26 protein-coding genes are annotated in these 24,490 nt (G+C 71.1%); 9 read left to right on the forward strand and 17 right to left on the reverse strand.

All coding sequences use genetic code 11. The features are described 5' to 3' along the window. The first annotated feature begins 16 nt into the window (after positions 1 to 16). Positions 17 to 955: an NADP-dependent oxidoreductase gene (locus tag ABD733_RS09090; protein WP_344795219.1), complete on the forward strand. Its 939-nt coding sequence runs from the start codon at positions 17 to 19 to the stop codon at positions 953 to 955. 13 nt (positions 956 to 968) lie between these two features. Here the strand turns inward: ABD733_RS09090 and ABD733_RS09095 are convergent, their stop codons facing one another. Further along, positions 969 to 1,145, reverse strand: coding sequence for an Lsr2 dimerization domain-containing protein (locus tag ABD733_RS09095; protein WP_344795221.1), 177 nt, complete (start codon positions 1,143 to 1,145; stop codon positions 969 to 971). Between the two features lie 204 nt (positions 1,146 to 1,349). Between ABD733_RS09095 and ABD733_RS09100 the strand changes: the two genes are divergently transcribed. Continuing rightward, on the forward strand, positions 1,350 to 1,703 hold the full coding sequence (locus tag ABD733_RS09100; protein WP_344795223.1) for a hypothetical protein: 354 nt from the start codon (positions 1,350 to 1,352) through the stop codon (positions 1,701 to 1,703). Between the two features lie 302 nt (positions 1,704 to 2,005). Continuing rightward, positions 2,006 to 2,956 (forward strand): AraC family transcriptional regulator, encoded by a 951-nt coding sequence (locus ABD733_RS09105; protein ID WP_344795225.1) that lies wholly within the window; start codon positions 2,006 to 2,008, stop codon positions 2,954 to 2,956. 33 nt (positions 2,957 to 2,989) lie between these two features. Here the strand turns inward: ABD733_RS09105 and ABD733_RS09110 are convergent, their stop codons facing one another. From ABD733_RS09110 to ABD733_RS09135, 6 genes are all read right to left on the reverse strand, one after another. After that, on the reverse strand, positions 2,990 to 3,358 hold the full coding sequence (locus tag ABD733_RS09110; protein WP_344795227.1) for a DUF7882 family protein: 369 nt from the start codon (positions 3,356 to 3,358) through the stop codon (positions 2,990 to 2,992). A 106-nt stretch (positions 3,359 to 3,464) separates the two neighbouring features. Beyond that, entirely contained in the window at positions 3,465 to 4,451 is a 987-nt protein-coding gene (locus ABD733_RS09115; protein ID WP_344795229.1) for a helix-turn-helix transcriptional regulator, read from the reverse strand. Beyond that, positions 4,448 to 4,717, reverse strand: coding sequence for a hypothetical protein (locus ABD733_RS09120; protein WP_344795230.1), 270 nt, complete (start codon positions 4,715 to 4,717; stop codon positions 4,448 to 4,450). Before ABD733_RS09120 ends, ABD733_RS09115 begins: the two co-directional genes overlap by 4 nt. 168 nt (positions 4,718 to 4,885) lie before the next feature. Further along, positions 4,886 to 5,245 (reverse strand): hypothetical protein, encoded by a 360-nt coding sequence (locus ABD733_RS09125; RefSeq protein WP_344795232.1) that lies wholly within the window; start codon positions 5,243 to 5,245, stop codon positions 4,886 to 4,888. 155 nt (positions 5,246 to 5,400) lie between these two features. Beyond that, positions 5,401 to 6,225: an alpha/beta fold hydrolase gene (locus tag ABD733_RS09130; RefSeq protein ID WP_344795234.1), complete on the reverse strand. Its 825-nt coding sequence runs from the start codon at positions 6,223 to 6,225 to the stop codon at positions 5,401 to 5,403. Positions 6,226 to 6,406: 181 nt separating this feature from the next. After that, complete coding sequence (locus tag ABD733_RS09135) at positions 6,407 to 7,096, reverse strand: peroxiredoxin-like family protein (protein WP_344795236.1); 690 nt, start codon at positions 7,094 to 7,096, stop codon at positions 6,407 to 6,409. Positions 7,097 to 7,318: 222 nt separating this feature from the next. On the opposite strand from ABD733_RS09135, the gene ABD733_RS09140 reads away from it, so the two are divergent. From ABD733_RS09140 to ABD733_RS09150, 3 genes are all read left to right on the forward strand, one after another. Further along, positions 7,319 to 9,010, forward strand: coding sequence for an MDR family MFS transporter (locus tag ABD733_RS09140; protein ID WP_425552874.1), 1,692 nt, complete (start codon positions 7,319 to 7,321; stop codon positions 9,008 to 9,010). Position 9,011: 1 nt separating this feature from the next. Continuing rightward, positions 9,012 to 9,479, forward strand: a complete 468-nt coding sequence (locus ABD733_RS09145) for a MarR family winged helix-turn-helix transcriptional regulator (protein ID WP_344795238.1) — start codon at positions 9,012 to 9,014, stop codon at positions 9,477 to 9,479. A 180-nt stretch (positions 9,480 to 9,659) separates the two neighbouring features. Further along, entirely contained in the window at positions 9,660 to 11,027 is a 1,368-nt protein-coding gene (locus tag ABD733_RS09150; protein ID WP_344795240.1) for a glycosyltransferase family 2 protein, read from the forward strand. Here ABD733_RS09150 and ABD733_RS09155 read toward each other — a convergent pair. The 6 genes from ABD733_RS09155 to ABD733_RS09180 all read right to left on the reverse strand — a co-directional run bounded on the left by ABD733_RS09155 (position 10,990) and on the right by ABD733_RS09180 (position 19,779). Beyond that, on the reverse strand, positions 10,990 to 12,723 hold the full coding sequence (locus tag ABD733_RS09155; protein WP_344795242.1) for an alpha/beta hydrolase family protein: 1,734 nt from the start codon (positions 12,721 to 12,723) through the stop codon (positions 10,990 to 10,992). The two genes, ABD733_RS09150 and ABD733_RS09155, sit on opposite strands and share 38 nt — an antisense overlap. Positions 12,724 to 12,796: 73 nt before the next feature. Beyond that, positions 12,797 to 15,178 carry a phosphoketolase family protein gene (locus ABD733_RS09160; RefSeq protein WP_344795244.1) on the reverse strand — a complete coding sequence of 794 codons (2,382 nt, stop codon included), beginning with the start codon at positions 15,176 to 15,178 and terminating at the stop codon, positions 12,797 to 12,799. Further along, entirely contained in the window at positions 15,175 to 17,067 is a 1,893-nt protein-coding gene (locus ABD733_RS09165; protein ID WP_344795246.1) for a thiamine pyrophosphate-requiring protein, read from the reverse strand. Before ABD733_RS09165 ends, ABD733_RS09160 begins: the two co-directional genes overlap by 4 nt. Further along, positions 17,067 to 18,290, reverse strand: a complete 1,224-nt coding sequence (locus ABD733_RS09170) for an alcohol dehydrogenase catalytic domain-containing protein (protein ID WP_344795248.1) — start codon at positions 18,288 to 18,290, stop codon at positions 17,067 to 17,069. The genes ABD733_RS09165 and ABD733_RS09170 overlap by 1 nt, the downstream gene beginning before the upstream one ends. A gap of 198 nt (positions 18,291 to 18,488) precedes the next feature. Further along, positions 18,489 to 19,496: a diacylglycerol/lipid kinase family protein gene (locus tag ABD733_RS09175; protein WP_344795250.1), complete on the reverse strand. Its 1,008-nt coding sequence runs from the start codon at positions 19,494 to 19,496 to the stop codon at positions 18,489 to 18,491. Between the two features lie 7 nt (positions 19,497 to 19,503). Beyond that, entirely contained in the window at positions 19,504 to 19,779 is a 276-nt protein-coding gene (locus ABD733_RS09180; RefSeq protein ID WP_344795252.1) for a GlsB/YeaQ/YmgE family stress response membrane protein, read from the reverse strand. A 120-nt stretch (positions 19,780 to 19,899) separates the two neighbouring features. Between ABD733_RS09180 and ABD733_RS09185 the strand changes: the two genes are divergently transcribed. From ABD733_RS09185 to ABD733_RS09195, 3 genes are all read left to right on the forward strand, one after another. Further along, a complete protein-coding gene (locus tag ABD733_RS09185) occupies positions 19,900 to 20,568 on the forward strand; it encodes a response regulator transcription factor (protein ID WP_344795254.1) in 669 nt (222 codons plus the stop codon). Positions 20,569 to 20,671: 103 nt separating this feature from the next. Next, on the forward strand, positions 20,672 to 20,995 hold the full coding sequence (locus ABD733_RS09190; RefSeq protein WP_344795256.1) for a DUF7882 family protein: 324 nt from the start codon (positions 20,672 to 20,674) through the stop codon (positions 20,993 to 20,995). After that, positions 20,992 to 21,201, forward strand: a complete 210-nt coding sequence (locus ABD733_RS09195) for a hypothetical protein (protein WP_344795258.1) — start codon at positions 20,992 to 20,994, stop codon at positions 21,199 to 21,201. The genes ABD733_RS09190 and ABD733_RS09195 overlap by 4 nt, the downstream gene beginning before the upstream one ends. A gap of 32 nt (positions 21,202 to 21,233) precedes the next feature. On the opposite strand, the gene ABD733_RS09200 is transcribed toward ABD733_RS09195, so the two are convergent. The 4 genes from ABD733_RS09200 to ABD733_RS09215 all read right to left on the reverse strand — a co-directional run bounded on the left by ABD733_RS09200 (position 21,234) and on the right by ABD733_RS09215 (position 24,369). Then, complete coding sequence (locus ABD733_RS09200; protein ID WP_344795260.1) at positions 21,234 to 21,506, reverse strand: hypothetical protein; 273 nt, start codon at positions 21,504 to 21,506, stop codon at positions 21,234 to 21,236. A 382-nt stretch (positions 21,507 to 21,888) separates the two neighbouring features. Next, the gene (locus ABD733_RS09205) at positions 21,889 to 23,142 is read right to left on the reverse strand and encodes a GAF domain-containing protein (RefSeq protein ID WP_344795262.1); all 1,254 of its coding nucleotides are present in this window, start codon (positions 23,140 to 23,142) and stop codon (positions 21,889 to 21,891) included. 100 nt (positions 23,143 to 23,242) lie between these two features. Continuing rightward, positions 23,243 to 23,917 carry an HAD family hydrolase gene (locus tag ABD733_RS09210; protein WP_344795264.1) on the reverse strand — a complete coding sequence of 225 codons (675 nt, stop codon included), beginning with the start codon at positions 23,915 to 23,917 and terminating at the stop codon, positions 23,243 to 23,245. After that, the gene (locus tag ABD733_RS09215; RefSeq protein ID WP_344795266.1) at positions 23,914 to 24,369 is read right to left on the reverse strand and encodes an SRPBCC family protein; all 456 of its coding nucleotides are present in this window, start codon (positions 24,367 to 24,369) and stop codon (positions 23,914 to 23,916) included. The genes ABD733_RS09210 and ABD733_RS09215 overlap by 4 nt, the downstream gene beginning before the upstream one ends. Positions 24,370 to 24,490: the final 121 nt, after the last annotated feature.

A 24,490-nucleotide genomic window follows, 5' to 3' on the forward strand; every position in this document is an offset into this window, starting at 1 on the left:
GAGAGCGAGCTCCACCATGAAGGCAGTGCGATTCCACCAGCAGGGCGACCCGAGCGTCCTCGTCCTCGACGACATCGAGGTCCCGGCCCCCGCGAGCGGTCAGGTGCGCCTCCGCGTCACCGCCGCCGGCTTCAACCAGGCCGACACCGGCATGCGGGCCGGCACCCTCCCGATCCCCGTCTCCCTCCCGCACATCCCGGGCTACGACGTCGCAGGCGTCGTCGACGCGCTCGGCGACGGCGTCGAGGGCCTGGCGATCGGCGACACCGTCATCGGGTTCCTCCCGATGGACACCGACGGCGCCGCAGCCGAGTACGCCGTCGCTCCCGCCGACGTCCTCGTGCCGGCACCGACGAGCGTCTCGCTCGTCGAGGCCGCCGCGATCCCGTCGGTAGGCCTCACGGCCTGGCAGGCGCTGTTCGAGCAAGCGCACCTCGAGGAGGGGCAGCGGATCCTGATCGTCGGTGCGGGCGGGACCGTGGGCGGCTACGCCGTCGGGCTGGCCGCGGACGCCGGCGCGACCGTGCTGGCGACGGCGAGCCCGCGGAGTGCTGCCGCGGTCGAGGCGGCCGGAGCAGCCCAGGTGATCGACCACACGAGCGGCAGCGTGCAGGAGGCCGTCGGTGAAGAGGTCGACGTCCTGCTCAATCTCGCGCCGATCGATCCTGCGGAGTTCGTCTCCCTCGTCTCGCTCGTGCGCGACGGCGGCGTCGTCGTCAGCACGACCGCGTGGATGCCGGCCCCGGCCGACGAGGAGCGCGGCGTGACCTCGAGCGTCGTCTTCGTGCGGAGCGACCGCGAGCAGCTGACGCACCTGGTCGAGCTCGTCGACGCGGGGGGGCTGGCCGTGCCGGAGGTCCGGACGGTGTCGCTCTCGGGGGTGCGGGCCGTCCACGAGGAGTCGGGCGCGGGGACGCTCCGCGGAAAGGTCGTCGTGGTGCCGACCGAGGCGTGAGGGCCGACATCGACTAGCGCCGCAGACGCCCCGCCTTGATGTACGGCGCGACCTCGGAGGCGAACTCGCGGGCGTGCTGCGCCGAGAGGTCGATCTCGTACTCCTGGCCCTCCCAGCCGAAGCGGACCGTGCGGCCGTCGCACTCGCTGAAGGGGGTGCCGTAGAAAGCGTCTACCGGCTCGGGATCCATGGTTCGTCCTCTCGGGGCACCCGCGGAGCCTCCTGGTGAGGGAGCGCAGGATGCAGCGCCGACCTCGGGAGTCGGCGCGAAATACCACTCATAACGGTAGGCCATGGGTCGCGTCCTGTCCGTCGGCAGAACCACCGACACGGCCGTGCCCCGGTCGAGGTCAAGGGGTGGGCGCACATCCGAGCCGCCCTGTACACGGGGAGGATGGAACGCATTCACTACGCGGACGGGGCCATCCTGACCGGCTCCGACATCGCGCGGGCACTGCTCGACTACGCGGAGGCCCTCGCCAAGCGCACCACCTCCGCGACCGTCGACATCCCCTTCCGCGAGCGGGAAGGCGGCATCGGTCGGGCCAACTTCCTGATCGGGCCCGCGAGCCAGATCGTGGCCGAGACGGTCGAGAGCGACTTCGAGGAGGTGCGTGATCCTGCGCTCGTGGCTCACCTGCAGCAGGAGACGCTCCGGCTCGACGGGGTGCCCGTGCAGGCCTCCGACCAGGTGTCGTTCGACGCGTCGACCGAGCACGGCTTCGAGTACCGCGACGAGGACTTCTAGACGGGCAGGCCCGGCAGAACCGCAGGCCGGCACCGGCGCCCCGAGCAGCACGAAGCCCCCGGTCTGTTCAGACAGCGTCGGGGGCTTCGGCGGCCGTGATGAGCAGTAGCGCTTCACGGGCAGGGACCGCAACATGGTCACAACCGCTGGAGTGTCTCAGGACCTCCGACTGTGAAGTGTAGTGAAATCCGGGCCATGATGTCCCCCTCTTTTTCGGCCGCGAGTGCGTCACCGCCCTACCGGTTCGAGAAGCAAAGCGCAATGGGTCCCGGTCGCATCCGCGGTAATGAGATGCTCGGAGCGTGGAAGAGCTCTCACGGTCGACGACGAGCGGCTCCGACATCGACGAGGCGAGGGCCCTCTACGAAGAGGCCTACCACGGTGAGAAGTTCCAGATCGAGCCGGTCGGCGAGGGCTTCGCGTACCGGTACGCCATCATGGGCGACCGCGATGTCACGCTCCGCAACAACCGGTTCCACGGCTCCGTGCAGGGCGACGTCCGCGTCGAGGGCGAGTACGTCGTCACCTGGGTCAACCAGGGGCGCGGCGTGCTCGACGCCGCGGAGCAGGGCGTCCCGGTCGAGCTCGACCCCGGGCGGCCCGTGCTGTTCCGCACCCGCGGCGAGAACCACTTCGACTTCTCCGACTACCGGCAGAACCTCGTGCACTTCGACGCCGGCTACCTCGAGCGCGTCGCCGCCTCCGAGGACGCCGCGCACGTCGGGCCGATCCGGTTCTCGCAGTTCGTCGCGCAGGACGGCGAGGGTCTCGCCACCTGGACCAGGACCCTCCGCTCGGTCGGCGCCGTCCTCCTCGCCGACGAGCAGCCCGCGCTCTACCGGGCCGAGGCGAACCGCGCGCTCGCCGTGGCCTTCCTCGGGGCGTTCGCCCACGCGCAGGATCCGCTGCCGCCCGAACTCCTGATCGCGAAGCACCACCGGCTCCGCGCCGCCGTCGACTACATCCACGCCCACCTGCACCTGCCGATCGACCCGGGGTCGATCGCCGAGGCGTCGGGGCTCAGCGTCCGAGGGCTGCAGGACGCGTTCCGGCGGGTGCTCGACACGACGCCGCTGCACTACCTCCGCGACCAGCGGCTCGAGCGGGTGCGTGTCGACCTCCTCGCGGCAGCCCCCGACTGCACGACCGTGCTCGACGTGGCGCACCGGTGGGGCTTCACTCACATGGGCCGGCTGTCGCACGACTACGTCGCCCGCTTCGGCGAGTACCCGCGCGAGACGCTGCGGCGCTGAGCGCGAGACGCTGCGGCGCTGATCGTCAGGCGGTCAGCGGGTCGACGGCACCGACCGCAGCGACGCGCGGCTCGACGACGATCCGCGATCATGCGTGCCCTCGGCCTCTTCCGTGGGCTCCGGCTGCACCAGGAGCCCGGACGCGCTGTTGGCCGACTCGGCGAGGGAGTTCAGCCAGGCCCGGTTGATCTGCACCTTGCCGTCGCCGTCGAGGGCGAACAGGATCGGCGTCATCGGGTTCACCCAGACGCTCAGGCGCCGTGAGCCGTCTTCGACAGGCGTCTGCCACGTCATCATGAAGCACTCCTGACGGCGGAGCTTGCCGGCCATGACGAGCTGCAGATGGACGAGGAGGCGATCCTCGAAGCGGAGTTCGTGCTGCCCGTAGTGCAGAGTCCCCATGAGCGTCGTCCTTTCTCGGGGCGACCCTGAACCGCCCGTCTCGTATTGTCGCGAGCACCCTCGTGCCCGTCAGAATCTCGGCCGGAAAACGAAGGCGACCGCTCGCTCACCGGCGCCGGGTGTCGCGCGGGCTCTCGCCGAACCGCTGCCGGTACGCGCTCGCGAACCGGCCGAGGTGGAAGAAGCCCCAGCGGTTCGCCACGTCGGCGATGCTCTCGCCGGGCGATCGGTCCTGAAGGCCGCGTCTCACCTCGCGGAGCCGCACCATCTTCAGGTAGCCCGTCGGGGTGAGTCCCGTCTCGCTCCGCATGATCAGCTGGACGGCCCGAGGGGTCATGCCGATGAGCTCGGCGAGGTCCGGTGTCGTGGTGGGCAGGTCGGGGTGGGCGTGCAGGTACTCCCGGATCCTGTCGCCCGCGCGAGACCGGGGGCCGAGGGCCGCATCGACTGCGCCGTCGACACCGTAGAAGTGGCGCAGGATCGCGGTCGCGGCCGTCTGCGCGAGCACCATCTCCGCGACCGGAGACAGCCGGTCGGCCGAGAAGACGCTCGAGCGGAGGGCCCGGACCGCCCGCGACCAGGAGGGCCCGTGTCCTTGGAGGAGCCGCCGGGGGCCCTGGTCCGACAGCACCTGGTCGAGGGCGCCGAACTCCGCCGCGATGCCGTTGAACAGCGGGCGGTCGAGGTGCAGGAGGTTCTGCGCGGTCTCGTGGTGCTCGAACGCGGTAGGCCCCAGGAAGGGCAGCAGGATCGGCTCGTTCTCGCTGATCCTGACCTCGCCCGACTCCCCGCGGACGACGCTCGACCCGCGGGAGTTCCACAGGACGACGAGGACGTCGGAGTCGTGCGTGACACCGCCGATGACGCCGCCGAACCACGACGTGCGGAGGGTGATCAGGGGTGTGCCGCGGCTGGTGTGCTCCCAGGAGAAGTCGACGTCGGTGCGTCGCACCCGGAGGCGGCTGATCGCGTACTCCTCGTGGAACCGCGTGACCGCCTCGTCGAGGTCGGTGCCTCCGACGCGGCGCAGCTCGACTGCGCCGGGTTCCGGGCCAGAGGGCTCCCTGCCCGGGAGCGCTGGGCCGCCGCTCACACCGCCCAGGCCAGGTCGTCGTAGTCGAGGTGGGCGAGATCGGTGTCGGGCGCGGCCGCGACGTCGATCACGGCGTGCGTCTCGAACAGCACCGAGGTCGACGGCTGGACGAGGACCTCGACCCGCACGTCGTCGTCGGTGACGAACGTCAGGAAGGCGGGCCCGGAGGCGATGAGGTCGACGATCCGCTGCTGGAGTGTCTCAGCGGTCTCGACGGGGGAGAGCCGGTAGGCGCGGTCGTTGATGATCAGGCGGCGGATGTCCATGGCGTTCCTCGGGTCGGTGGCTGCGAAGACGTCCTGTCCCGCCCTCCCCGACACGCCCCTGACGGAGGAGGAGGCAGGGCAGCCAAGACACGAAGATACGGCCCTCCGCGCGCGCCCCGTTGTGGGGGTTGACTCGTGGTCCCGGAGCACACTCCAGTGCTCGGGCCCCTACTGCTGCTCGTCGTAGCCGAACTGCTCGTAGCCGCCGCCGGAGGCCTCGCCGCCGCTCTCCTCGAGCGGGCCCGCCTGGTTCGGCGACGTCAGCGTCCGGAGCCTGCCCCGGATGTACTCGATCGTCTTCGCGTTGTCGGGCTCGGTCACCGTCCACGTCGTCGTCTCGCTCATGATCGGGGCCCCCGGCCCGATGAGGAAGTTGGCCTCGACCTCGTCGCCGTCCGAGCTGATCGCGTGCACGAACACCGTGTCGGCCTCGCCCTTCGACGTGAGCTCGGCGGCGTACTCGATGAGCAGGTCGGCTATCTCGTCGCCGATCAGCACGGACTTGTCGGAGTACGTGATGTGCTTCATGCGCGCGACAGTAGGCCCCGGCGCAGGATCCCGTCCGGCCGATCCCGGCACCCCGTGCGCTCTGCGGACACGGCGTCCCCGGCGGGGCGGTTCGGGCGGGACCTCTCCGTCGGAGTGCGTCCGACGGAGAGACCGCGCCCGGTGTCGCGACAGGCTCAGGAGCGGAGCCACTCCAGGATGTCGGCGTTGATGGTCGCCGCCTCGGTGGTCGGCATGCCGTGCGGGAAGCCCGGGTAGGCCTTGAGGGTGCCGTTCTGCACCAGCTCCGCGGACAGCGGCCCGGCGTCCGCGAACGGGACGACCTGGTCGTCCTCCCCGTGCATGACCAGCGTCGGCACGGTGATCTTCTTCAGGTCTTCCGTGAAGTCGGTCTGCGAGAACGCGACGATCCCGTCGTAGTGCGCCTTGGCGCCGCCCATCATGCCCTGGCGCCACCAGTTCTGGATCACGGCCTCGATCGGCTCGACGCCGTCGCGGTTGAAGCCGTAGAACGCCGTCGACGGGAGGTCTCGGTAGAAGGCGGAGCGGTTGGTGGCGACCTGCTCCTGCAGACCGTCGAACACGCTCTTGGGGAGGCCGCCCGGGTTGCTCTCGGTCTGGACCATGATCGGGGGCACCGCGCTGATCAGGATCGCGCGCGCGACGCGGTCCTCGCCGTACTGCCCGATGTAGTGGGCGACCTCACCGCCGCCGGTCGAGTGTCCGACGTGGATCGCGTCGTGCAGGTCGAGGTGCTCGGTGAGGGCGCGGAGGTCGGCGGCGTAGTGGTCCATGTCGTGGCCGTCGGAGGTCTGCGTCGAGCGGCCGTGGCCTCGGCGGTCGTGCGCGATGACGCGGTAGCCCTGCGCCAGGAAGAACATCATCTGGGTGTCCCAGTCGTCGGCCGACAGGGGCCAGCCGTGACTGAAGACGATGGGCTGGCCCGTGCCCCAGTCCTTGTAGAAGATCTCGGTGCCGTCAGAGGTCGTGATGGTGCCCATGAGCAGTCTCTTTTCTCGGAAGGGAGGAGGCGCGGACGCGCCGACGAGACGACACGGGGGTCACCCAGAATCCCCTCGCCTGACGCTCAGCCTGGCATCGCGCTGCCTGCCCTGTCGAGCACTTCACCGAGTGTTCGTCTGGCCGGCCTCCGGGCTGGCCCGCCGTCGGTCCTGCCTCCGCTCAGGCGGCCTTCTCGGCCAGCTCCTCGGTGGCGGCGACGATCTCGTCGACCTCGGTGCGGGTCGTGTAGTCGACGTGGACGTCGGCGAAGACCACGCGGCCGTCGCCGTCGACGACCAGGACGGTCGGGAACGGGATGTCGCCCGTGGCGTCGGCGTTGCTGTCGGCGACGTCGAAGCCGAGGGCGGTGTGGGCTCGGCGCGCGTCGGCCGTCGGCTCCGTCACGATGCCGAGCGATCGGCTGAGCGCGTTGCCCGGGTCGGACAGGACGGTGAATCCGAGCTCGCCGTTCGTGACGGCGAGCTCCGACGCCTCGGGGTTCTGCGGGCTGATCGCGACCAGGCCGAGGCCGCGCTCGCGCAGGATCGGGAGGAGGTCGCGCTGGTAGGTCTTGAGGGTCAGGTTGCAGTAGGGGCACCAGGCGCCGCGGTAGAAGACGACGACCGTGCCGGCGCCCCGGAGCGCGTCGGCCAGGACGACGGTCTCGCCGGCCGGGCTCTGGAGGGCGACAGAGGTGTCGAGCACGTCTCCGGCCGCGACGGCGTCGCCGGGGACGCCGGCCTCGCGGAGGGCGGTCTGCTCGGCGTCGAACACGGCGCTGAGCTCCGGCCCGATCTGGGCGGTGAAGCCGTCGTTGAACTCGGCGACCTGGGCGGCGATGCTCTCGGGTGCGGTGCTGTCGACTGTCATGGCGGTGTCCTCTCGGGGCTGCGCGGGGGCGCAGGATGCAGGCGGCCGGCGCCGCTGGTGAGCCGAGGGTAACCACGCGCCCCTCCCGCGCGCCCTCGACGGAGTCACACGGCGACACAGAGCGCCCGTGGATTACTTGACAGAAGTCAACCAATGGCGAATGATTGACCGGAGTCAACTATCCGGGTGCAGCGTGGCATCCCCGTCCCCAGGAGTCATCTGATGTCACACACCGCGACCGAAGTCGCCCCCGACCGCCTCGAGGGCGGGCCGGCGATGTCCCACCGCCAGGTGCTCGAGGCCCTCTCCGGCCTCCTGCTCGGCATGTTCGTGGCGATCCTCGCCTCGACCGTCGTCAGCACCTCGCTGCCGCGCATCATCGGCGACCTCGGCGGCGGCGAGAGCGCCTACACCTGGGTCGTCACCTCGACGCTCCTCGCCACCACCGTCTCGACGCCGGTGTGGGGCAAGCTCGCCGACCTCTTCAACCGCAAGCTGCTGATCCAGCTCTCGCTCGCCATCTTCGTGCTCGGCTCGGCGGCGGCCGGCTTCTCGCAGAACCCCGGCACGCTGATCACCTTCCGCGTCGTGCAGGGCCTCGGCGCGGGCGGCCTCACCGCCCTGAGCCAGATCATCCTGGCCGACATCATCAGCCCGCGCGAGCGCGGTCGCTACGGCGGCTACTTCGGCGCCGTCATGGCGGTCGGCACCGTCGGCGGCCCCCTGTTCGGCGGTCTCCTCACCGACACGCTCGGCTGGCGCTGGAACTTCTTCGTGGGCGTCCCGTTCGCCATCGCGGCGATCATCCTGCTCCAGGTCACGCTCAAGCTCCGCACCCTGCAGAGGCGGAAGGTGTCGATCGACTACCTCGGCATCGCCACTCTGGCCGGCGGCGTCTCGCTGCTGCTCATCTGGGTGACCCTGGCCGGCAAGAACTTCGACTGGATCTCGCCGACGTCGTTCGCGATGATCGTGGGCGCCGCGATCCTGCTGGTCGGCACGGTCTTCGTCGAGCTCCGCGCGACCGAGCCGATCATCCCGATGACCCTCTTCAAGAACCGCACGTTCACCCTCGCGGTGATCGGCTCGATCTCGGTCGGCGTCGCCATGTTCGGCGCGACCGTCTACCTGGCGCAGTACATGCAGCTCGCCCGCGGCGCCACGCCCACCCAGTCCGGCCTCCTGACCATCCCGATGATCGGCGGCCTCCTCATCGCGTCCACCGTCGGCGGTGCTCTCGTGACCCGCACCGGCCGCTGGAAGCCGATCATGATCACCGGCTCGATCGCCCTGGTCGTCGGCCTCGCCCTGATGGGGACCATCCAGTACGACACCCCCTACGTGATCGTGGCCGTCTACATGTTCGTGATGGGCTCCGGCGTCGGTCTGGTGATGCAGAACCTGGTGCTCGTCGTGCAGAACACCACCGAGCCGAAGAACATCGGTGCCGCATCCGCCGGCGTCGCGTTCTTCCGCTCGCTCGGCGGCGCGCTCGGCGTCTCGGTGCTCGGGACGGTCCTCGGCAACCGCGTCACCGACCTCCTCGGCGAGAAGCAGACCGCACTGACGCAGGCCATCGGCGCTCTCGGCGCGAAGGGAGCCGCAGTCGCGAAGGAGCTCTCCTCCGGCAGCATCCCCGCCGTCAGCAAGCTCCCCGACGGCGTCCGCCAGATCATCGAGTCGGCCTACGGGCAGGCGGTCGCGAACATCTTCCTGATCGCCGCACCGATCGCCCTCCTGCTGGTCGCCGCCCTGATCTTCATGCCGAACAAGGAGCTCACGACGAAGACCGTCGCCGAGCGCGACACCGACGAGGGCCCGGTCGCAGGATCCGCGGAGGACGTCGCCGGCATCGGCTCGGTGCGCACCGCGGCCTCCCAGCCGGAGACGAGGGATCGTGCTCCACACTCGTGAGATGACGAGCGAGGGCGCGCGGCCGGCGGAGCGCGACGAGACCACGACCGAGGCCAGGCTCGACGCGCTCGAGCGGCAGTTCGGCGTGATGTTCGAGGCCTTCCGGCAGCGGCAGCGCGAACAGGCGCTGATGATCGACCCCGCGCTGCAGCCCACGGGCCTCCGGACCGTCGCCGCTCTCGTCTACGGCGGTCCGACCGGCGCCGGCCCCCTGGCCGACCTCCTCGGCTACGACAAGAGCGTCCTCAGCCGGCAGCTCCACCAGCTGGAGGAGCTCGGGCTGGTGACCCGCGAGCAGGATCCGTCCGACCGTCGCGCCGTCATCATCAGCGCGACGCCCGAGGCCGTGGCCCGCATCCTGGCCATCCGGGGCCACGACCGCGACGCGTTCCGAGCCCGCCTGTCGACCTGGCCCCGAGCCGATCTCGACGACCTCACGCGGCTGCTCACGGCGCTCTACAGCCGCTGACCGCCCTCCACTCGGACTGGGGTGACGACGGCGATTGTCGGCGCCGACCCGGAGACGATACGTTGAAGTCGGGGGAGGGTCTCGGCACGCGAGTGCCGTGACCGGCTCCACCACCGCGGTCTCCGGGGGACGACCGCGGTCCCACCCCTCCGGCATCCGCTGGATGACCGAGAGACGACCGTGTCCCAGCGACAAGCCGCAGCAGAGCCCGCACCGCGGCGGATCGTCTCGCTCGACCTCGACTCCGAGGCGCCCGACCTCACGGCAGCGTCCGGCGGGTCCGAGACCGTGATGCTCGTCGGCTGCCGGGGCGGCGTCCCGGTGGGCGCCGTCGACCTGGAGCTGACCTCCGATCCTGCGGAGGGCCGCCGCGGTCTCGACCGCCTGCGCGGGCTGCCGGTGGCCGAGCCGCTGCCTGTCGTGCCGGACGGCCGTCTCCCGTCGATCACGGTCGTCGTCCCGACGATCGTCGGCCGCGACGACGAGCTGCGTCTCCTCTGCGCGGGCCTCCTCGCCGTCGACTACCCCGACGCAGAGTTCCTCCTGGTCGACAACCGGGTCGCCGTGCCGAGCGGCGACATCCTGCCGTCCATCGCGGCCGACCATCCGGGCATCCGGATCGTGACGGAGCGCGTGCCGGGCATCTCGGCGGCGCGGAACGCCGGCATCGCAGCCGCCCGCGGCGAGGTCGTCGTGTTCACGGACGACGACGTGCAGGTCGATCCGGGCTGGCTCCGGGCCATCGGCACCCGCTTCGCGTCCGACCCGGCGATCGACGTGGTGACGGGGCTGATCCTGCCCGCGGAGCTCGACACCCCGGCCCAGATCTGGTTCGAGCAGTACTACGGCGGCTTCGCGGGGGAGCGCTCCTTCAGCCCGAAGCTCATCGAGGCGGTGCCGGGCCTCCCGCGTCCGCTCCGGGCCGCCCGACTCGTCGCCCGCGACGACGCCGGCGCCGAGATCACGCGGTTCGCCCTCTACGGCGTCGGCGCCTTCGGAGCCGGCGCCAACATGGGCTTCCGCCGCACCGCGCTCGACCGCGAGGGCGGGTTCGACCCGGCCCTCGGCACCGGCACCCCGACGCGAGGGGGCGAAGACCTCGCCATGCTCATCTCGATCATCTGGACGGGCGGCAGGCTCGCGTTCGAGCCGCGGGCCGTCGTGCACCACCGGCACCGTCGCACGCTGCCCGAGCTCGAGAGGCAGCTCTTCGGCTACGGGCTCGGCTTCACCGCGTGCATGACCTCGCTGGTCCTCGCCGACCCGCGGCACCTCCTCGCGGTCGCCTGGCAGCTGCCCCCGGCGATCCGGAGCCTGACCACCGACAAGGTGCTGCGCCTCGTCACCCGCCCGAGGCGCGGCCCCGGGTCGCTCTCGGCCGACGCGCTCGGCGCCGCGGACGCGGTCGACCCCGAGGCGACCCGGTCACCGCGCCTCGAGGCCGACTCGTATCCGCTGTCGCTGGCGCGGCACGAGCTCCGCGGCTACCCGCGCGGCCCGCTGGCCTACCTCAGGAGCCGGAGACGCCACCGCCGGCTGTCGCGCTGAGGCCGAACTCGCGCAGGGTCTCGTCGACGACCCAGTCGACGGCGTCGGTCCGGATGCCCGGTCCGAACAGCGAGTGGTCGCCGGAGTCGCGGTTCACGATGGTGAGGTGCCCGGACGCCGTCGCGAGTCGCCGGGACGCCTTCGGGCCGCCGTGCGCCTCGAAGATCTCCCGGTCGCCGGGCGACAGGTAGAGCAGGACGTCGGTCCCGGCCGACAGAGCGGGCCGCAGGACGGGCTCGGCGAGCCGGATCCAGCCGCGCGAGGCCGCCGCGACCAGGGCCGGGTACGGCGCGCGCACCTTGGCGACGGCGACGGCGCGGTTCACGAGGTGGCGCGCCGCCCGCCGCGCCCGGTCGGAGACCGACACGACGGGGACGTCGTCGAGGCCGTGATGCTCGGCGAAGAAGCCGGGCTGCACCGGGTTCCGCCGGTAGTCGTTGGGCGCCAGGACGCTGATGAAGCGGGTCGTCCCCGGACGCCCCTGGAGCCCGACCCAGCCGCCCACGCACATGCCGACGATCCCGACCCGGTCGCTCGGGAGCCCGAGGTGGTCGACGGCCGCGTCGCCGTCCTCGATCCACTCCCGCGAGAAGAGCAGGTTCGCCTCGTCGGGCGAGACGTCGCCGGTCTCGCCGGTGCCGCGGCGGTCGACGCGCAGGACGCGCACGCCGTGGGCCGCGAGGCGCCGCGCGAGGAGCACCTGGTAGCGGGTCGCTCCGATGCGGTGCTCGGAGGAGCCGCTGTGCAGGATCACGGCCGGGGCGTCGGGGGCGGCGTCGAGCGGCCGGGTCTCGATGCCGAAGAGGCGGTCCGGGCCGACGCGGACGAGCGTCTCGGTGATGGCGACGCCGCCCTCGCTGTCGTCGTCGCCGCTGAAGGTGACGGCGGTCTCGGGGCGGAACGCCGGCGGGGTCGCGGCGCCGGGGTCGGACCCGCCCGCCGGGGCGTAGGCGGCGGTGAGCCAGGCGGCCACGCGCCGCACGCTCTCCGCCGGGATCGTGGCCGTCACGCTGGAGGCGTCGAGCGACTCCTCGTGCCCGGGCACCTCGATCACAGCGAGCCGGCCCTCGACCCCGCGGAGGGCCTTCGGAACGGCTCCGGCTGCGCCCTCGCGGCGGGCGACGAGCACGTGCATGCGGTCTGCCAGCGCAGGATCGAAGTCGAGGGCGGCGATGTGCTCGGCCGCCGTCTCCGGGAGCTCGACCCCGATGAGCACCACGGTGCCGTCCTCGGCCGCCACTGCGTCGTCGCCGAGGGCGAGCGTGTAGAACGACTTCTGCCGGCGGAGCCACTGGCGGCCGGACGGCACCGGGTCCCAGAGGACGAGACCCGCGGCCGACTCGTCTGCCGCCGCGGCGGCGGACGCCGCCAGGGCGCCGCTGCCGAGGCCGAGGTAGACGATCCGCGTGCATCCTGCGTCGCGGAGTGCTGCCGCCGCGAGAGCCGCACCGGCCTCGAGCGTGTCGTCGGGCATCGCGACGGCGGAGTCGCCGTGGCCCGGGTAGTCGAAGCGCAGGGCGCCGAGGCCGCCGCGGGCCAGCTCGTCGGCGAGGTGCCGCAGGGTGCGGTAGCCGACGATGTGGTCCTGCCCGAGCGGCGGGCAGACGACGACGCCGACGGAGGCGCCGCCCTCGGGCAGGTGGAGTGCCGCGAGCACGGCGCCGCCGGCGAGCCAGGTGTGGGTGACGTTCTGCATCAGACCCCCAGTCTGCCGGTGTCCGGGCGCATCCGCCGCCTCCCGACGACCCCGAGAGGGAGTGCTGCCGCGCTCAGCCCTGGCCGGAGAACTCCCACCCGGTGATGTCGGGGTGGTCCTCGCCCTGCGTGTACGCGTACTCCCGCGCCTCCCGGCGCCTGGCCTGCAGCGACGCCCGGGCGTCGGGATAGCGCTCCGACAGCCCCGGGACGTACTCCAGCACGTCGAGCACCAGCTTGTAGCGGTCGATGTCGTTCAGCATCGCCATGTCGAAGGGCGTCGTGGTGGTCCCCTTCTCCTGGAAGCCGCGCACGTGGATGTTGTCGTGGTTGTGCCGGCGGTAGGTGAGCTGGTGCACGAGCGACGGGTAGCCGTGGAAGTCGAAGACCACCGGGCGGTCGCGGGTGAAGAGCTCGTCGAAGCGGTCGTCGGTGAAGCCGTGCGGGTGCTCGCGCTGATCCTGCAGCTTCATCAGGTCGACGACGTTCACCACGCGGACCTTCACCGACGGCAGCTCGTGCCGGATGAGGTCGGCCGCGGCCACCGTCTCGAGCGTCGGGACGTCGCCGGCGCAGGCGAGGACGACGTCGGGCAGGTCGGCAGGATCGCGGCCCTCCTCGCCCGGGGTCCCGGCCCACTCCCACACCCCGGCCCCCTGCCGGACGTGCTCCTCGGCCTCCTCCATCGACAGCCAGGCCTGCTGCTCCTGCTTGCCGGCGATGACGACCTGGACCGTGTCGACGTCGCGGAGGGCCTGGTCCATGACCGCGAGCAGCGTGTTCGCGTCGGGGGCGAGCGAGATCCTGACCAATTTCGCCTGCTTGTTGACGACCACGTCGAGGAACCCGGGGTCCTGGTGCGAGAAGCCGTTGTGGTCCTGGCGCCAGACGTGCGACGAGAGCAGGTAGACGAACGACGAGATCGGGCGGCGCCACTCGATGTCGCTCGTCGCCTCCAGCCACTTCGCGTGCTGGTTGAACATCGAGTCGACGATGTGGACGAAGGCCTCGTAGGTGTTGAGCAGGCCGTGCCGACCGGTCAGCAGGTAGCCCTCGAGCAGGCCCTGCAGCAGGTGCTCGCTCAGCACCTCGGTGACGCGGCCGGTGTGCGCGAGATCCTGGTCGTTCGGCAGGATCTCGGCCGCCCAGACGCGCTTCGTGACCTCGAAGACCGCGTCGAGGCGGTTCGAGACGGTCTCGTCGGGTCCGAACAGCCGGAACGTCGACGGGTTGTCGCGGACGATGTCGGCCAGCCACCGGCCGAAGCCGCGGGTCGCGGAGGCGCTGACCGTGCGCGATCCTGCCGTGTCGACGGCGTGGTCGCGGAAGTCCGAGAGCCGGAGGTCGGAGCGGATGCGGCCGCCGTTGGCGAACGGGGTGGCGCTCATCCTCGCGTCGCCGTGCGGCTTGAGCTCCGCCAGCTCGGCGGTCGGCTCGCCGCCCTCGCCGAACAGGGCGATCGGGTCGTACGAGCGCATCCACTCCTCGAGCTGCTCGAGGTGCTCGGGGTTCTCGCGGACGGCCGACAGCGGAACCTGGTGCGACCGCCAGCTGTTCTCGACGGCGTGGCCGTCGACGGTCTTCGGCCCGGTCCAGCCCTTCGGGGTCCGCAGGATGATCATCGGCCAGGCCGGCCGAGAGGTGTCCGCGTCCGAGCGGGCGGCCTCCTGCGCGGCGTCGATCCTCTGGAGCGAGGCGTCGAGCGCCTCGGCCATCCGGGCGTGGACCAGCATCGGGTCCTCGCCGTCGAAGCCGCCCGCGACGACGACCGGGTCGTAGCCGTAGCCCCGGAACAGGTCGAGGAGCTCGTCCTCGCCGATCCGCGCCAGGATCGTCGGGTTCGCGATCTTGTACCCGTTCAGATGCAGGATCGGCAGGACCGCCCCGTCGTGCGCCGCGTCGATCAGCTTGTTCGCGTGCCAGCTCGTCGCGAGCGGCCCCGTCTCGGCCTCGCCGTCGCCGACGACGCACACCGCGACCAGGTCGGGGTTGTCGAGGACGGCGCCGTAGGCGTGCGAGAGCGAGTAGCCGAGCTCGCCGCCCTCGTTGATCGAGCCGGGGACGTTCGGGGCGTCGTGCGAGGGGATGCCGCCGGGGAACGAGAACTGGCGGAACAGCCTCTGCATCCCCGCCTTGTCGCGCGACACCTCGGGGTAGAGCTCCGAGTAGGTGCCGTCGAGCCAGGCGTTCGCCACCATCGCGGGGCCGCCGTGCCCCGGGCCGCAGACGTAGAGGAGCTTCCGGTCGTCGCGGACGATCACGCGGTTGAGGTGCGCGTAGACGAAGTTGAGCCCGGGGGAGGTGCCCCAGTGGCCGAGGAGCCTCGGCTTGATGTGCTCCGGTGCGAGGGGTTCCTCGAGGAGCGGGTTGTCGAGCAGGTAGATCTGCCCCACCGTGAGGTAGTTGGCCGCCCGCCACCAGGTGTCGACCAGGCGCAGCTCGGTCGTGTCGGTCATCGTCCGCCCTCCGTGTCGTGGGTGTCGTCTCGGCCGTGGCCGTCCGTCTGCCGGGCATTGGCCTCGTGCTCGTCACGGCCCAGGTGCAGGGCGCCCTTCACACGGTCGAGGCCCTCCGATGCCATCGCCACGGCGGAGTCCTTGATCACCCCGAGCTCCTGCGGGTCGCCCTTCAGCAGCGCCTTGGCCGTGTTCACCGCGTACTCGCGCGAGATGTGCGGCGGCAGCGGCGGCACGTTCCGGCTGACGTAGGCGTCGATGACGGTGACGCCGTCGTGCGCGAACGCCTCGTCGAGGGCGCCGGCCGCCTCGTCGTCCTGCCGGACCCGGATGCCCTTGAACCCGAGGAGCTCCGCGTAGGCGGCGTAGTCCATCGTCTCGACGTCCTGCGACCCCCGCCAGAGCGGGTTGCCGTCCTCGGTGCGCATCTCCCACGAGACCTGACCGAGGTCGTCGTTGTGCATGATGACGACGATGAACTGCTTCGTCGCCCAGGTGCAGAGGTACTTCTTGATCGTGATCAGCTCGTTCATGCCGAGCATCTGGAAGGCGCCGTCGCCGATGGTGCAGACGACCGTGCGGTCGGAGAAGGCGAACTTCGCCGCCGTCGCGTAGGGCATCGCGGCGAGCATCGTCGCGAGACGTCCCGACATGTCGCCGAGCATCCCGCGCCGGAGCCGGATGTGGTGGCCGTACCAGTCGGCCGTGGTGCCCGCGTCGCAGGTCACGATCGCCTTCTCGGGGAGCCGCTCGTTCAGCTCGTGGAAGACGCGGCGCGGGTTCACGCCGTCGGAGTAGGTCAGCATCGCCTGGTCGCGCATCTCGCGGTCCCACTCGACCATGCCCCGGCTGACGCCCTCCTGCCAGGAGAGGTCGGTCTTCTGCTCGAGCAGCGGGATCACGCCCTGCAGCACGGCTTTGACGTCGCCCCAGATGTTGAGCTCGGTCGGGTACCGGATGCCCAGCTGCTCGGCCTTCAGGTCGACCTGCACGGCGCGCGCCTGTCCTGTCGCCGGCAGGAACTGCCCGTACGGGTAGTTCGACCCCAGGATCACGAGGGTGTCGCAGCCCTTCATCTGATCGAGGCTGGGCTTCGAGCCGAGGAGGCCGAGCTGCTGGCTGTGGAAGGTCACCTCCGACGGGACGACCTGCTTGCCGCGGAGCGCCGTGATGATCCCGGCACCCGCCAGCCGGGCCGCTTCGAGCACCTCGTCGGTGGCTCCCGTCGCGCCGTGACCGACGAGGAACGACACCCTCTCGCCGGCGTTGATGATCTCGGCCATCTTCTGCAGCTCGGACGCCGGCGGTGCCACCGCCGTCGACGGCGCCGCGCCGCTCGACCGCGACACCCAGTTCTCGGAGGCCGGCGGCTTCCAGTCCATCGCCTGCACGTCGTGGGGCAGGATCACGACGGCCGGCTGCAGTCGCAGCCGCGCCGTCCGGAAGGCCGTGTCGATGACGACCTGCGCCTGGTCCGGCGACGTCACGGTCTGCACGTAGCAGGCGACGTCGGCGAACACCCGCTCGAGGTTCGACTCCTGCTGCACGAAGGTGCCGAGGGCCGCGAGGCCCTGCTGGCCGACGATGGCGACGACCGGCTGGTTGTCCATCTGCGCGTCGTAGAGGCCGTTCAGCATGTGGAACGCCCCCGGGCTCGACGTGGCGATGCAGACGCCCGTCTCGCCGGTGAACTTGGCGTGCGCCGTCGCCATCAGGGCGGAGATCTCCTCGTGGGTCGGGCGGATGTACTCCAGGCCCTCGCCCTTCCGCTCGGCGCTCCCGAGCATGCCGTCGAGCTCGCCGATGCCGTCGCCGGGATAGCCGAAGACGCGGGTGACGCCCCACTCGCGGATGCGCCGGATGACGAACTCGCTGACGTTGGTCGCCATCAGGCGGACACCGTCGCGACGTCCAGGACGGTCTTCAGCCAGCCCTCGTCGCGCCGGTCGAAGTGCTGGTAGGCGTCGATGGCCGAGACGATCTCCCGATCCTGCGTGATGAACGCCGTCGGGTCGAACAGGCTTGAGGCCACCAGGTCGACCAGCGGCGGCGTCACCGAGTGGTGGTCGCAGTTGCCGAGGCGGATGGTGAGGTTCTTGTTCATGGCAGCACCGATGGGGTAGCTGGTGAGGTCGGGGGAGTAGACGCCGATGACGCCGATGCGGCCGTACTTGGCGACCGACTCGACGGCCCACTGCGCCGCCTGGCTCGGGGCGTCGCCGGGCACCCACTGGTCGCCGCGGGGGGCGGCGTCGGGTGCCGTCTCGGCGACCTCGGCGGCGAACGCCTCGGCGTTCTCCTGCGCCTGCTGGGCCGCGGGCCCCGACTTCGGGCTCTGCGCGTCGACGCCGACCGCGTCGATGACGGCGTCGACGCCGATGCCGAGGGTGGCGTCCTTGATCGCCTGCACCGGGTCCTCGTCGTTGAAGTCGATGACCTCGGCGTGCTGGCCGAGAGCGACCGCGAGGCGCGTCTCGATGCCGTCGACGCAGAAGACCCGCGAGGCGCCCTGGCGGAACGCTGCCGCGACGGCCATCTGACCCACGATGCCGGCGCCGAACACGGCCACGGTGTCGCCGCGGGTGACGCCCGCGAGCTGAGCGCCGAACCACGAGGTCGGCAGGATGTCCGAGAGCAGGATCGCCTGGTCGTCGGTGACCGTCTCGGGCAGCGGGGTGAGCGTGTTCTGGGCGAACGGGATCCTGGCGTACTCGGCCTGCAGGCCGTTCACCGGGCCGGTCGTCGCGGGGCCGCCGAAGAAGCTGGTGCCCGCCGACGGGCCGTTCGGGTTGGCGACGTCGCACTGCGCGGTGTGGCCCTGGCGGCAGTAGCGGCAGACGCCGCACGAGATGGTGGAGTTGACGATGACGCGGTCGCCCGGCGTGAAGCCGCGGACCGCCGTGCCGACCTCGGTGACGACGCCCACGGCCTCGTGGCCGAGGATCGTGCCCTCGTTCATCCCCGCCATCGTGCCGCGGATGAAGTGGAGGTCGGTGCCGCAGATGGCGCTCCGGGTGATCTGCACGATCGCGTCGGTCGGCGCGAGGATCGACGGGTCGTCGACCGAGTCGAGGCGGATGTCGCCGATTCCGTGCCAGACGACTGCTTTCATGGCTCTCCTCCTGAGGCTCCGGGGGCGTCGCTCGGGCACGACGCGGGTGCCTTGGAACGTAGGCCCGGCGCGTTGGCCCCAGCCGACGATTCGGGGGACAACCGGGCGGGAGGAGCCGCTCAGCGAGACGGCGCCGCGCGTCGGCAGCGGCACCAGTCCGCGGACTGGCGCGCCTGCCGACGTGCGGCGCCGTTCGGCTCAGGCCGGGACGCGGACCGTCAGAGCGCCCGGGTCGACCCGGGTGCGGAACCCGACGGCCTTGCCGAAGCCGTCGCCGTCGAGCTCGATGTCCTCCGGGTCGCGGAGCTTCACGACGACGCTCTTCGCCTTGACGTAGCGGAGGGCGTCGTTCTCGTGCCCGGGCAGCTTGTGCGCGAACGGGAGGCGGCGCAGGACGCCGTTCTCCCAGAAGACCTTGAGCAGGATCTGGACCCAGCCGAGCACCCCCTCCGGGCGGAGCAACAGGATGTCGAAGAGCCCGTCGTCGATCGCCGCGTCGGGCAGGAGCACGATGTTCGCCGGGAGAGCGCCGCAGTTGCCCACGATGATCGTGTGCGCGCGGATCGACCTGGCCGGCCGGTCGTCGAAGCTGTAGCGGAAGCGGAGCTGGTTCTTGTCGCGGAGGGTGGCCGCGATGGCCTTGGCGTAGGCGAGCCAGCCGACCCGCTTCTTGAGGTCGTCGTCGGTGTTGGCGAGCATCTTGGCGTCGAGGCCGAGACCCGCCATCACCACGTAGACGTGCTCCGTGATGGAGTCGTCCTCGCGCCGGATCTCGATGACGCCGAGATCGATGGCGCGATCCTGCCCGGAGAAGGCCGTCTGGAGAGCGTTGTCGAGGTCTTCCAGGGTCAGGTGGAGGTTGCGGGCGAGGAGGTTGCCGGTGCCGGAGGGCAGAAGCGCCAGGGAGACGGACGAGTCGCGCATGCCCTCGGCCACGGCGCGGACCGTGCCGTCGCCGCCGGCCGCGATGACCATGTCGGCTCCAGCCTCGAGCGCCTGTCTCGCGGCGCCCTGCCCCGGATCGTCCTCGGAGGTGGGGAACCAGAGGCTGGTTCCCCACCCCGCCGCGGCCTCGGCCGTGGCGACGCCCGCGCGGAGCGCCTCGAGGTCGACCTTGATGGGGTTGTAGACGAGGGCGGCGACGCGGGGGGCGCCGCCCGTCGTCTCGGTGCCCGTCGTGTCGGCGTCCGTCGATTCAGCGGTCATCGAGGGGTCAGCGCGTGGCGCTGCGACCGGCGACGCGGGTGTAGATGAACAGCACGATGATCGCGCCGATGATCGAGCCGATGATGCCGGCGGGCTGGAAGAAGCCGTCCATCGGGTCGTGCTGGAAGATCAGGAAGCCGAGGAAGCCGCCGACGAACGAGCCGATGATGCCCAGGATGATCGTCTTGAGGATGCCCATGCTCTGGCGTCCGGGAATGACCGCGCGGGCGATGAAGCCGGCGATGAGCCCGACGATGATGAGGCTGATGATGAGACCGATCATGATGCTCTCTCTTTCTGTCGGCATGCCGAGGCATGCGTTGATGTGCCTGTGTGGCACCTGTATGACTCAACCACCCCGAGGGGTGGGGCGTAACACCCCTGGGGGTGGGATGGTTGACGCATGACCTCAACCGGCACCCGACCGCTCCTCGTGACGCTGGTCGACGACTACGACGTCGTGCTGATGGGGCTCGCCCACCTCTTCGACCCGTACCGCGACCGGATCGTCGTGGCCGAGATCGACGCGAACGCCGTCCTCGACGACACCATCGACATCGTCCTGTACGACTCGTTCGCCCAGCCGGAGTCCGATCACCACGAGATCGCCGAGCTGGTCGCGAACCCGAAGGCCACCCACGTCGTCGTCTACACGTGGAACTTCCAGCCCGAGCTCGTCGCCACGGCCCTCGAGCAGGGCGTGCACGGCTACCTGTCGAAGACGCTCCCCGCCGGCGAGCTCGTCCTGGCGCTCGAGCGCGTGGCTGCCGGAGACATCGTGGTGAGCGAGCCGCGAGGGCGCGCGCCGAGCACCCCGGGCCTCGACTGGCCGGGAAAGGTCGAGGGGATCACCGACCGGGAGTCCGAGATCCTGGCCCTCATCACGCAGGGCAAGAGCAACGCCGACGTCGCGACGCTGACCTACCTCAGCCCGAACACGGTCAAGTCGTACATCCGGTCGGTCTATCGGAAGATCGGTGCCGAGAGCCGCACGCAGGCCGTGCTGTGGGGAGTCGCCAACGGCTTCAGCCCCGATCACCACCGGATCGACCACTGGCTCGGCGGCCCCTGACGAGAGTGCGCGCTGCCTCCCGTCGCAGGATCGGCTATCCCCGCGACGCCCGCGCGTGTACCGTCGGCGATGACCGGGGCCCCGATCCGATCAGGAGGACACGATGGGCAAACTCGCCTACGACAGGTCGCTGAGCGTCGACTTCGACGACCGCACCCTGGCTCACCTGCAGATCGTCATCGGCATGAAGCTGCGCCGCGGCGAGTCGTTCTACTTCTCGTGGAAGGACGACCAGCAGGTCGGCGACGGGCGCACCAGCATCTGGCTGCACCCGACGATCCCGCTGGTCTACAAGTACTACGGCTCGCGCTCGCCGAGCATCAACCCGGCCTGGATCCACGCCCTCGAGATGTCGGCGAACACGAACGCGGGGCTGCACATCGTCGCCGAGCCGAGCGCCGCCCAGAACGGAACCCACACCGCATGATCCGCATCGACGTCGTCTACGGCGGCCACCCCTACAGCGTCGTCGTCGACGACCCCGAGGCGCTGAAGGCCCAGGTGCTCGACGCCGTCAGCGGCGGCACGCCGTTCTGGCTCACCGTCAACGAGGGCGCGGGCACGCTGAAGCCGACCGACGTCCTGATCAGCACCGGCGTCGCTGTCAGCCTCTCGGTCATCGACGTCGGCTGACTCGCGGCGCCGTCAGCGTCGCCCGATCCTGCTCAGGTGAGGAAGGAGTCGGGGTCGTACTCGAACGACGGCGGCTCGTCGGCCCAGCCGGCTACCTCCTCCTCGGTCCGCTCGACGATCTCGAAGCGGGCCGGGATGTACGGCGTCATGAGGACCGAGACGCGACCGTGGCCGTGCGTCGCGAACTCGACGAATGCCGAACCGCTCTTCACCGCCGCGACGATGGCCGACTTGAGAGCGTCGACGTCCGTCTCGGGGACGAGGTAGAAGTACTGTCCGTCGATCTTGAGCTTGGTGACCAGCATGCTGGGACCCCTCTTTTCGGCTGCCTGTCTCGTCGGTCTGAGAAACACTCCTCCGGGGTCCGGGGAGGAGCACTGACCTCCGACGCGCAGCCACCTCAAGAGTAGGCCGCGCTTCGAGGCTGCGAGCACGGGTGCCCACGACTCCCGGCAAGTCGTGTCCGGAGCCCATCTCCTGCGGGGGATGCACACGGGCCTCGCGATGTCCACCCCCTGCAGGGATCGCCGATCCTGCCTATCGTCGACTGCACGGCACCGGCAGGTGCGGCGACCCGAACTCCCGCTCTGCCCGTGGTGCTCCTGCCCGTCCCTACCGGGCAGCGGAATGCCCTCCGCGACTCACCCGTTGCCGCGGAGGGCATTCCGATCCCCCTGGTCGGCGATCTCAGCGGACGGGGACGAGCTCTTCGGCGGCAGTGACACTCGCGACGGAGCCGGCCAGTTCGTCCTGCAGCCCGAGGGCGAGTTCGCGGAGGAAGCTGACCTGAACTTCAGACACCTGCTGCGGTGCGCGGTCGAAGACGCAGATGGTGCCGACGCGGGTGCCGTCCGGCGCCTCGACCGGGTGCCCGACGTAGAAGCGGACGTTCGTGCGAGGGAGCGGTCGGGGGTCGAAGAGGGCGTCCTCCACGACGAGCGGGCCGGTGTCGAGGATCGCCGTCGCGCAGAACGAGTCGTCGATGGGGTCCTCGGCCCGGTCGTAGCCGACACGGGACTTGTGCCACTGGCGGTCGCGGTCGAGCAGCGTGAACGCGGCGCTCTCCGTGCCGAAGACCTTCTGCGCCATCCGGACCAGGCGGTCGAAGCGCTCCTCGGGCGCGGTGTCGAGGAGGCCGAGCGAGCCGAGGGCGGCGAGGCGCCTCTCGACGGGCTGCGCCGTCGAGGCGGGGTGGTCGCCGCGCGCAGCAGCCAGGTCGAGGACGGGAGCCATCGCGGCGACCAGGTCCGTCGCCACGCGGCCGTACTCCTCGGGGCCCCGGTAGCGGTCGCGGTCGAGGCCCTGCTCCGGGTCGCGTCCGCCCTCGTCCAGCGGCACCTCGGCGCTCGGCTCGACGTAGACGGGCGCGAGGGGGTGCGTGCGGCACAGCTCGGCCGTGAGCGAGTTGAGGTGCTCGGCCCACTGGTCGAGCGCGCCGCCCGGACGCACGCCGAAGAACGGGACGCCGCTGACCGGCGGGATCCCCAGCACGAAGACCGGCGGTGCTCCGGCGGCGAGGAGCGTGTCGAAGGCTGCCCGCAGGCCAGCAGTCCACCGGCCCTCGGAGAGGAGCCGGGCGGCGTCGCTGGCTCCGACGACGAGGACGACGGCGTCGAAGGCGGCAGGATCGACAGCGCCGAGGGCATCCGCGGCCGTCGCGACGACGAGAGCGGGGTCGGCCGCGGCGTGCACCTCGGACCCGCGTCCGGTGGCCGCAGACAGAGCGCGGGCGAGGGTGCCGGTGAGGGCGAGGTCGTGGATGCGGACGCCCCAGCCGACCGCCAGGCCGTTCCCGACGATCAGGACGCGGTCGGCGTCGAGCCCCTCGGCGTGAGCCACGGGCACCCCTGACGGACGGACCGGCAGCTGCGCGAAGGTGTCGCGCCACAGGATCCGGGCGGTCGCGGCAGGCCGGAGGAGCGGAGTCGGGGGCTGTCTCACACGGGCAAGCCTCGCCGCTGCACGCGGATCCGGACAGTTCCCTTTCCGGGGGCCAGGCGGTGCGGCGCCTCGGACGCGGGGCGCCGCTCCGCCTCCGGGCTCAGCGCCAGAGGCGTGCCAGCGGACTCGTGTCGAGGGAGTGGAGCAGGTCGGCGGCGTCGTCGTACACGGCGACGGCGCCCGCGTCGGTCAGCTCCGCCGTGCCGGTGCCGCCCGAGCGCAGCGAGACGGTGGCGACACCGGCGGCAGAGGCCGACCGGACGTCCCAGACGGCGTCGCCGACCATGATCGCCGACGACGCGTCCACGCCGGCCTTCTCGAGGGCCCGCCCGATGATGTCGGGGGCGGGCTTCGCCGTGTCGACGTCGTCTCCGGACGTGATCGCCGACAGGAGGGCGTCGACGTCCAGGACCTTCTGGAGCCGCTCCAGCTCGTCGGGCGGCGACGACGTGGCGAGCACCACCTGGCTGCCCTTGGCACCGACCGCCTCGAGGAGCTCGCGTGCCCCCGGCAGGAGCCGGAGCCGCGGGCCGAGCTCCGCGTAGTGCTCGGAGTGGAGCTCCTTGGCGCGGTCCTTCACATCGTTCGGCTGGTCGCCGATCAGATCGTCGAGCAGCTGCGAGGAGTCGGCTCCGATGGAGCGCAGGATCCGCCACGACGGCACCGCGAGGTCGAGGTCCGAGAAGGCCGCGTCCCACGCTTCCACGTGCAGGAAGTTGGAGTCGACCAGGGTCCCGTCGATGTCGAACAGGACCGCCGTGGCGGAGTCGCTCATGCCTGCACGTCGCCTCGCCACGCGCCGTCGGGGCTGCCCTGCGACTCGATGTACTCCTTGAAGTTCGCGAGATCCTTCTTGATCGCGCGGTTGTCGCTGCCGAGGCCGCTGCCGAGCTTCTCGAGGAGGCCGGTGGGCTCCCAGTCGATCTGGACGGTGACGCGGGTCTGGCTGTCGCCGAGCTTGTGGAACGTGACGACGCCGCCGTGGTCCACGTCGCCGCCCGTGCTGTTCCAGGCGACGCGCTCGTCGGGGTGCTGCTCGGTGATCCGAGCCTCGAACGTCTTCTCGACGGGCCCGACCTTGACCTTCCACTCGGTGAGGGTGTCGGTCACCTGGGTGATCGACTCGACCTCGTCGAGGAACTTCGGGAACTCCTCGAACTGCGTCCACTGGTTGTACGCGACGGAAACGGGGACGTTCACGTCGATGGTCTCGATGGCCTGTGCCATGGTGCCTCCTTCGTAGGGCTGACACGGTGCACGGTAGGTCGAGGCGGCGGGAAGCGTTCGGCGGGCGGGCGATACACGGTCCATTTGCAGGAGGCGCGTCCCCCGAGAGGCTCCGCGCGTT

Origin of the sequence: Frondihabitans peucedani, from assembly GCF_039537585.1 — a bacterium.
Taxonomy (GTDB): Bacteria; Actinomycetota; Actinomycetes; order Actinomycetales; family Microbacteriaceae; genus Frondihabitans; species Frondihabitans peucedani.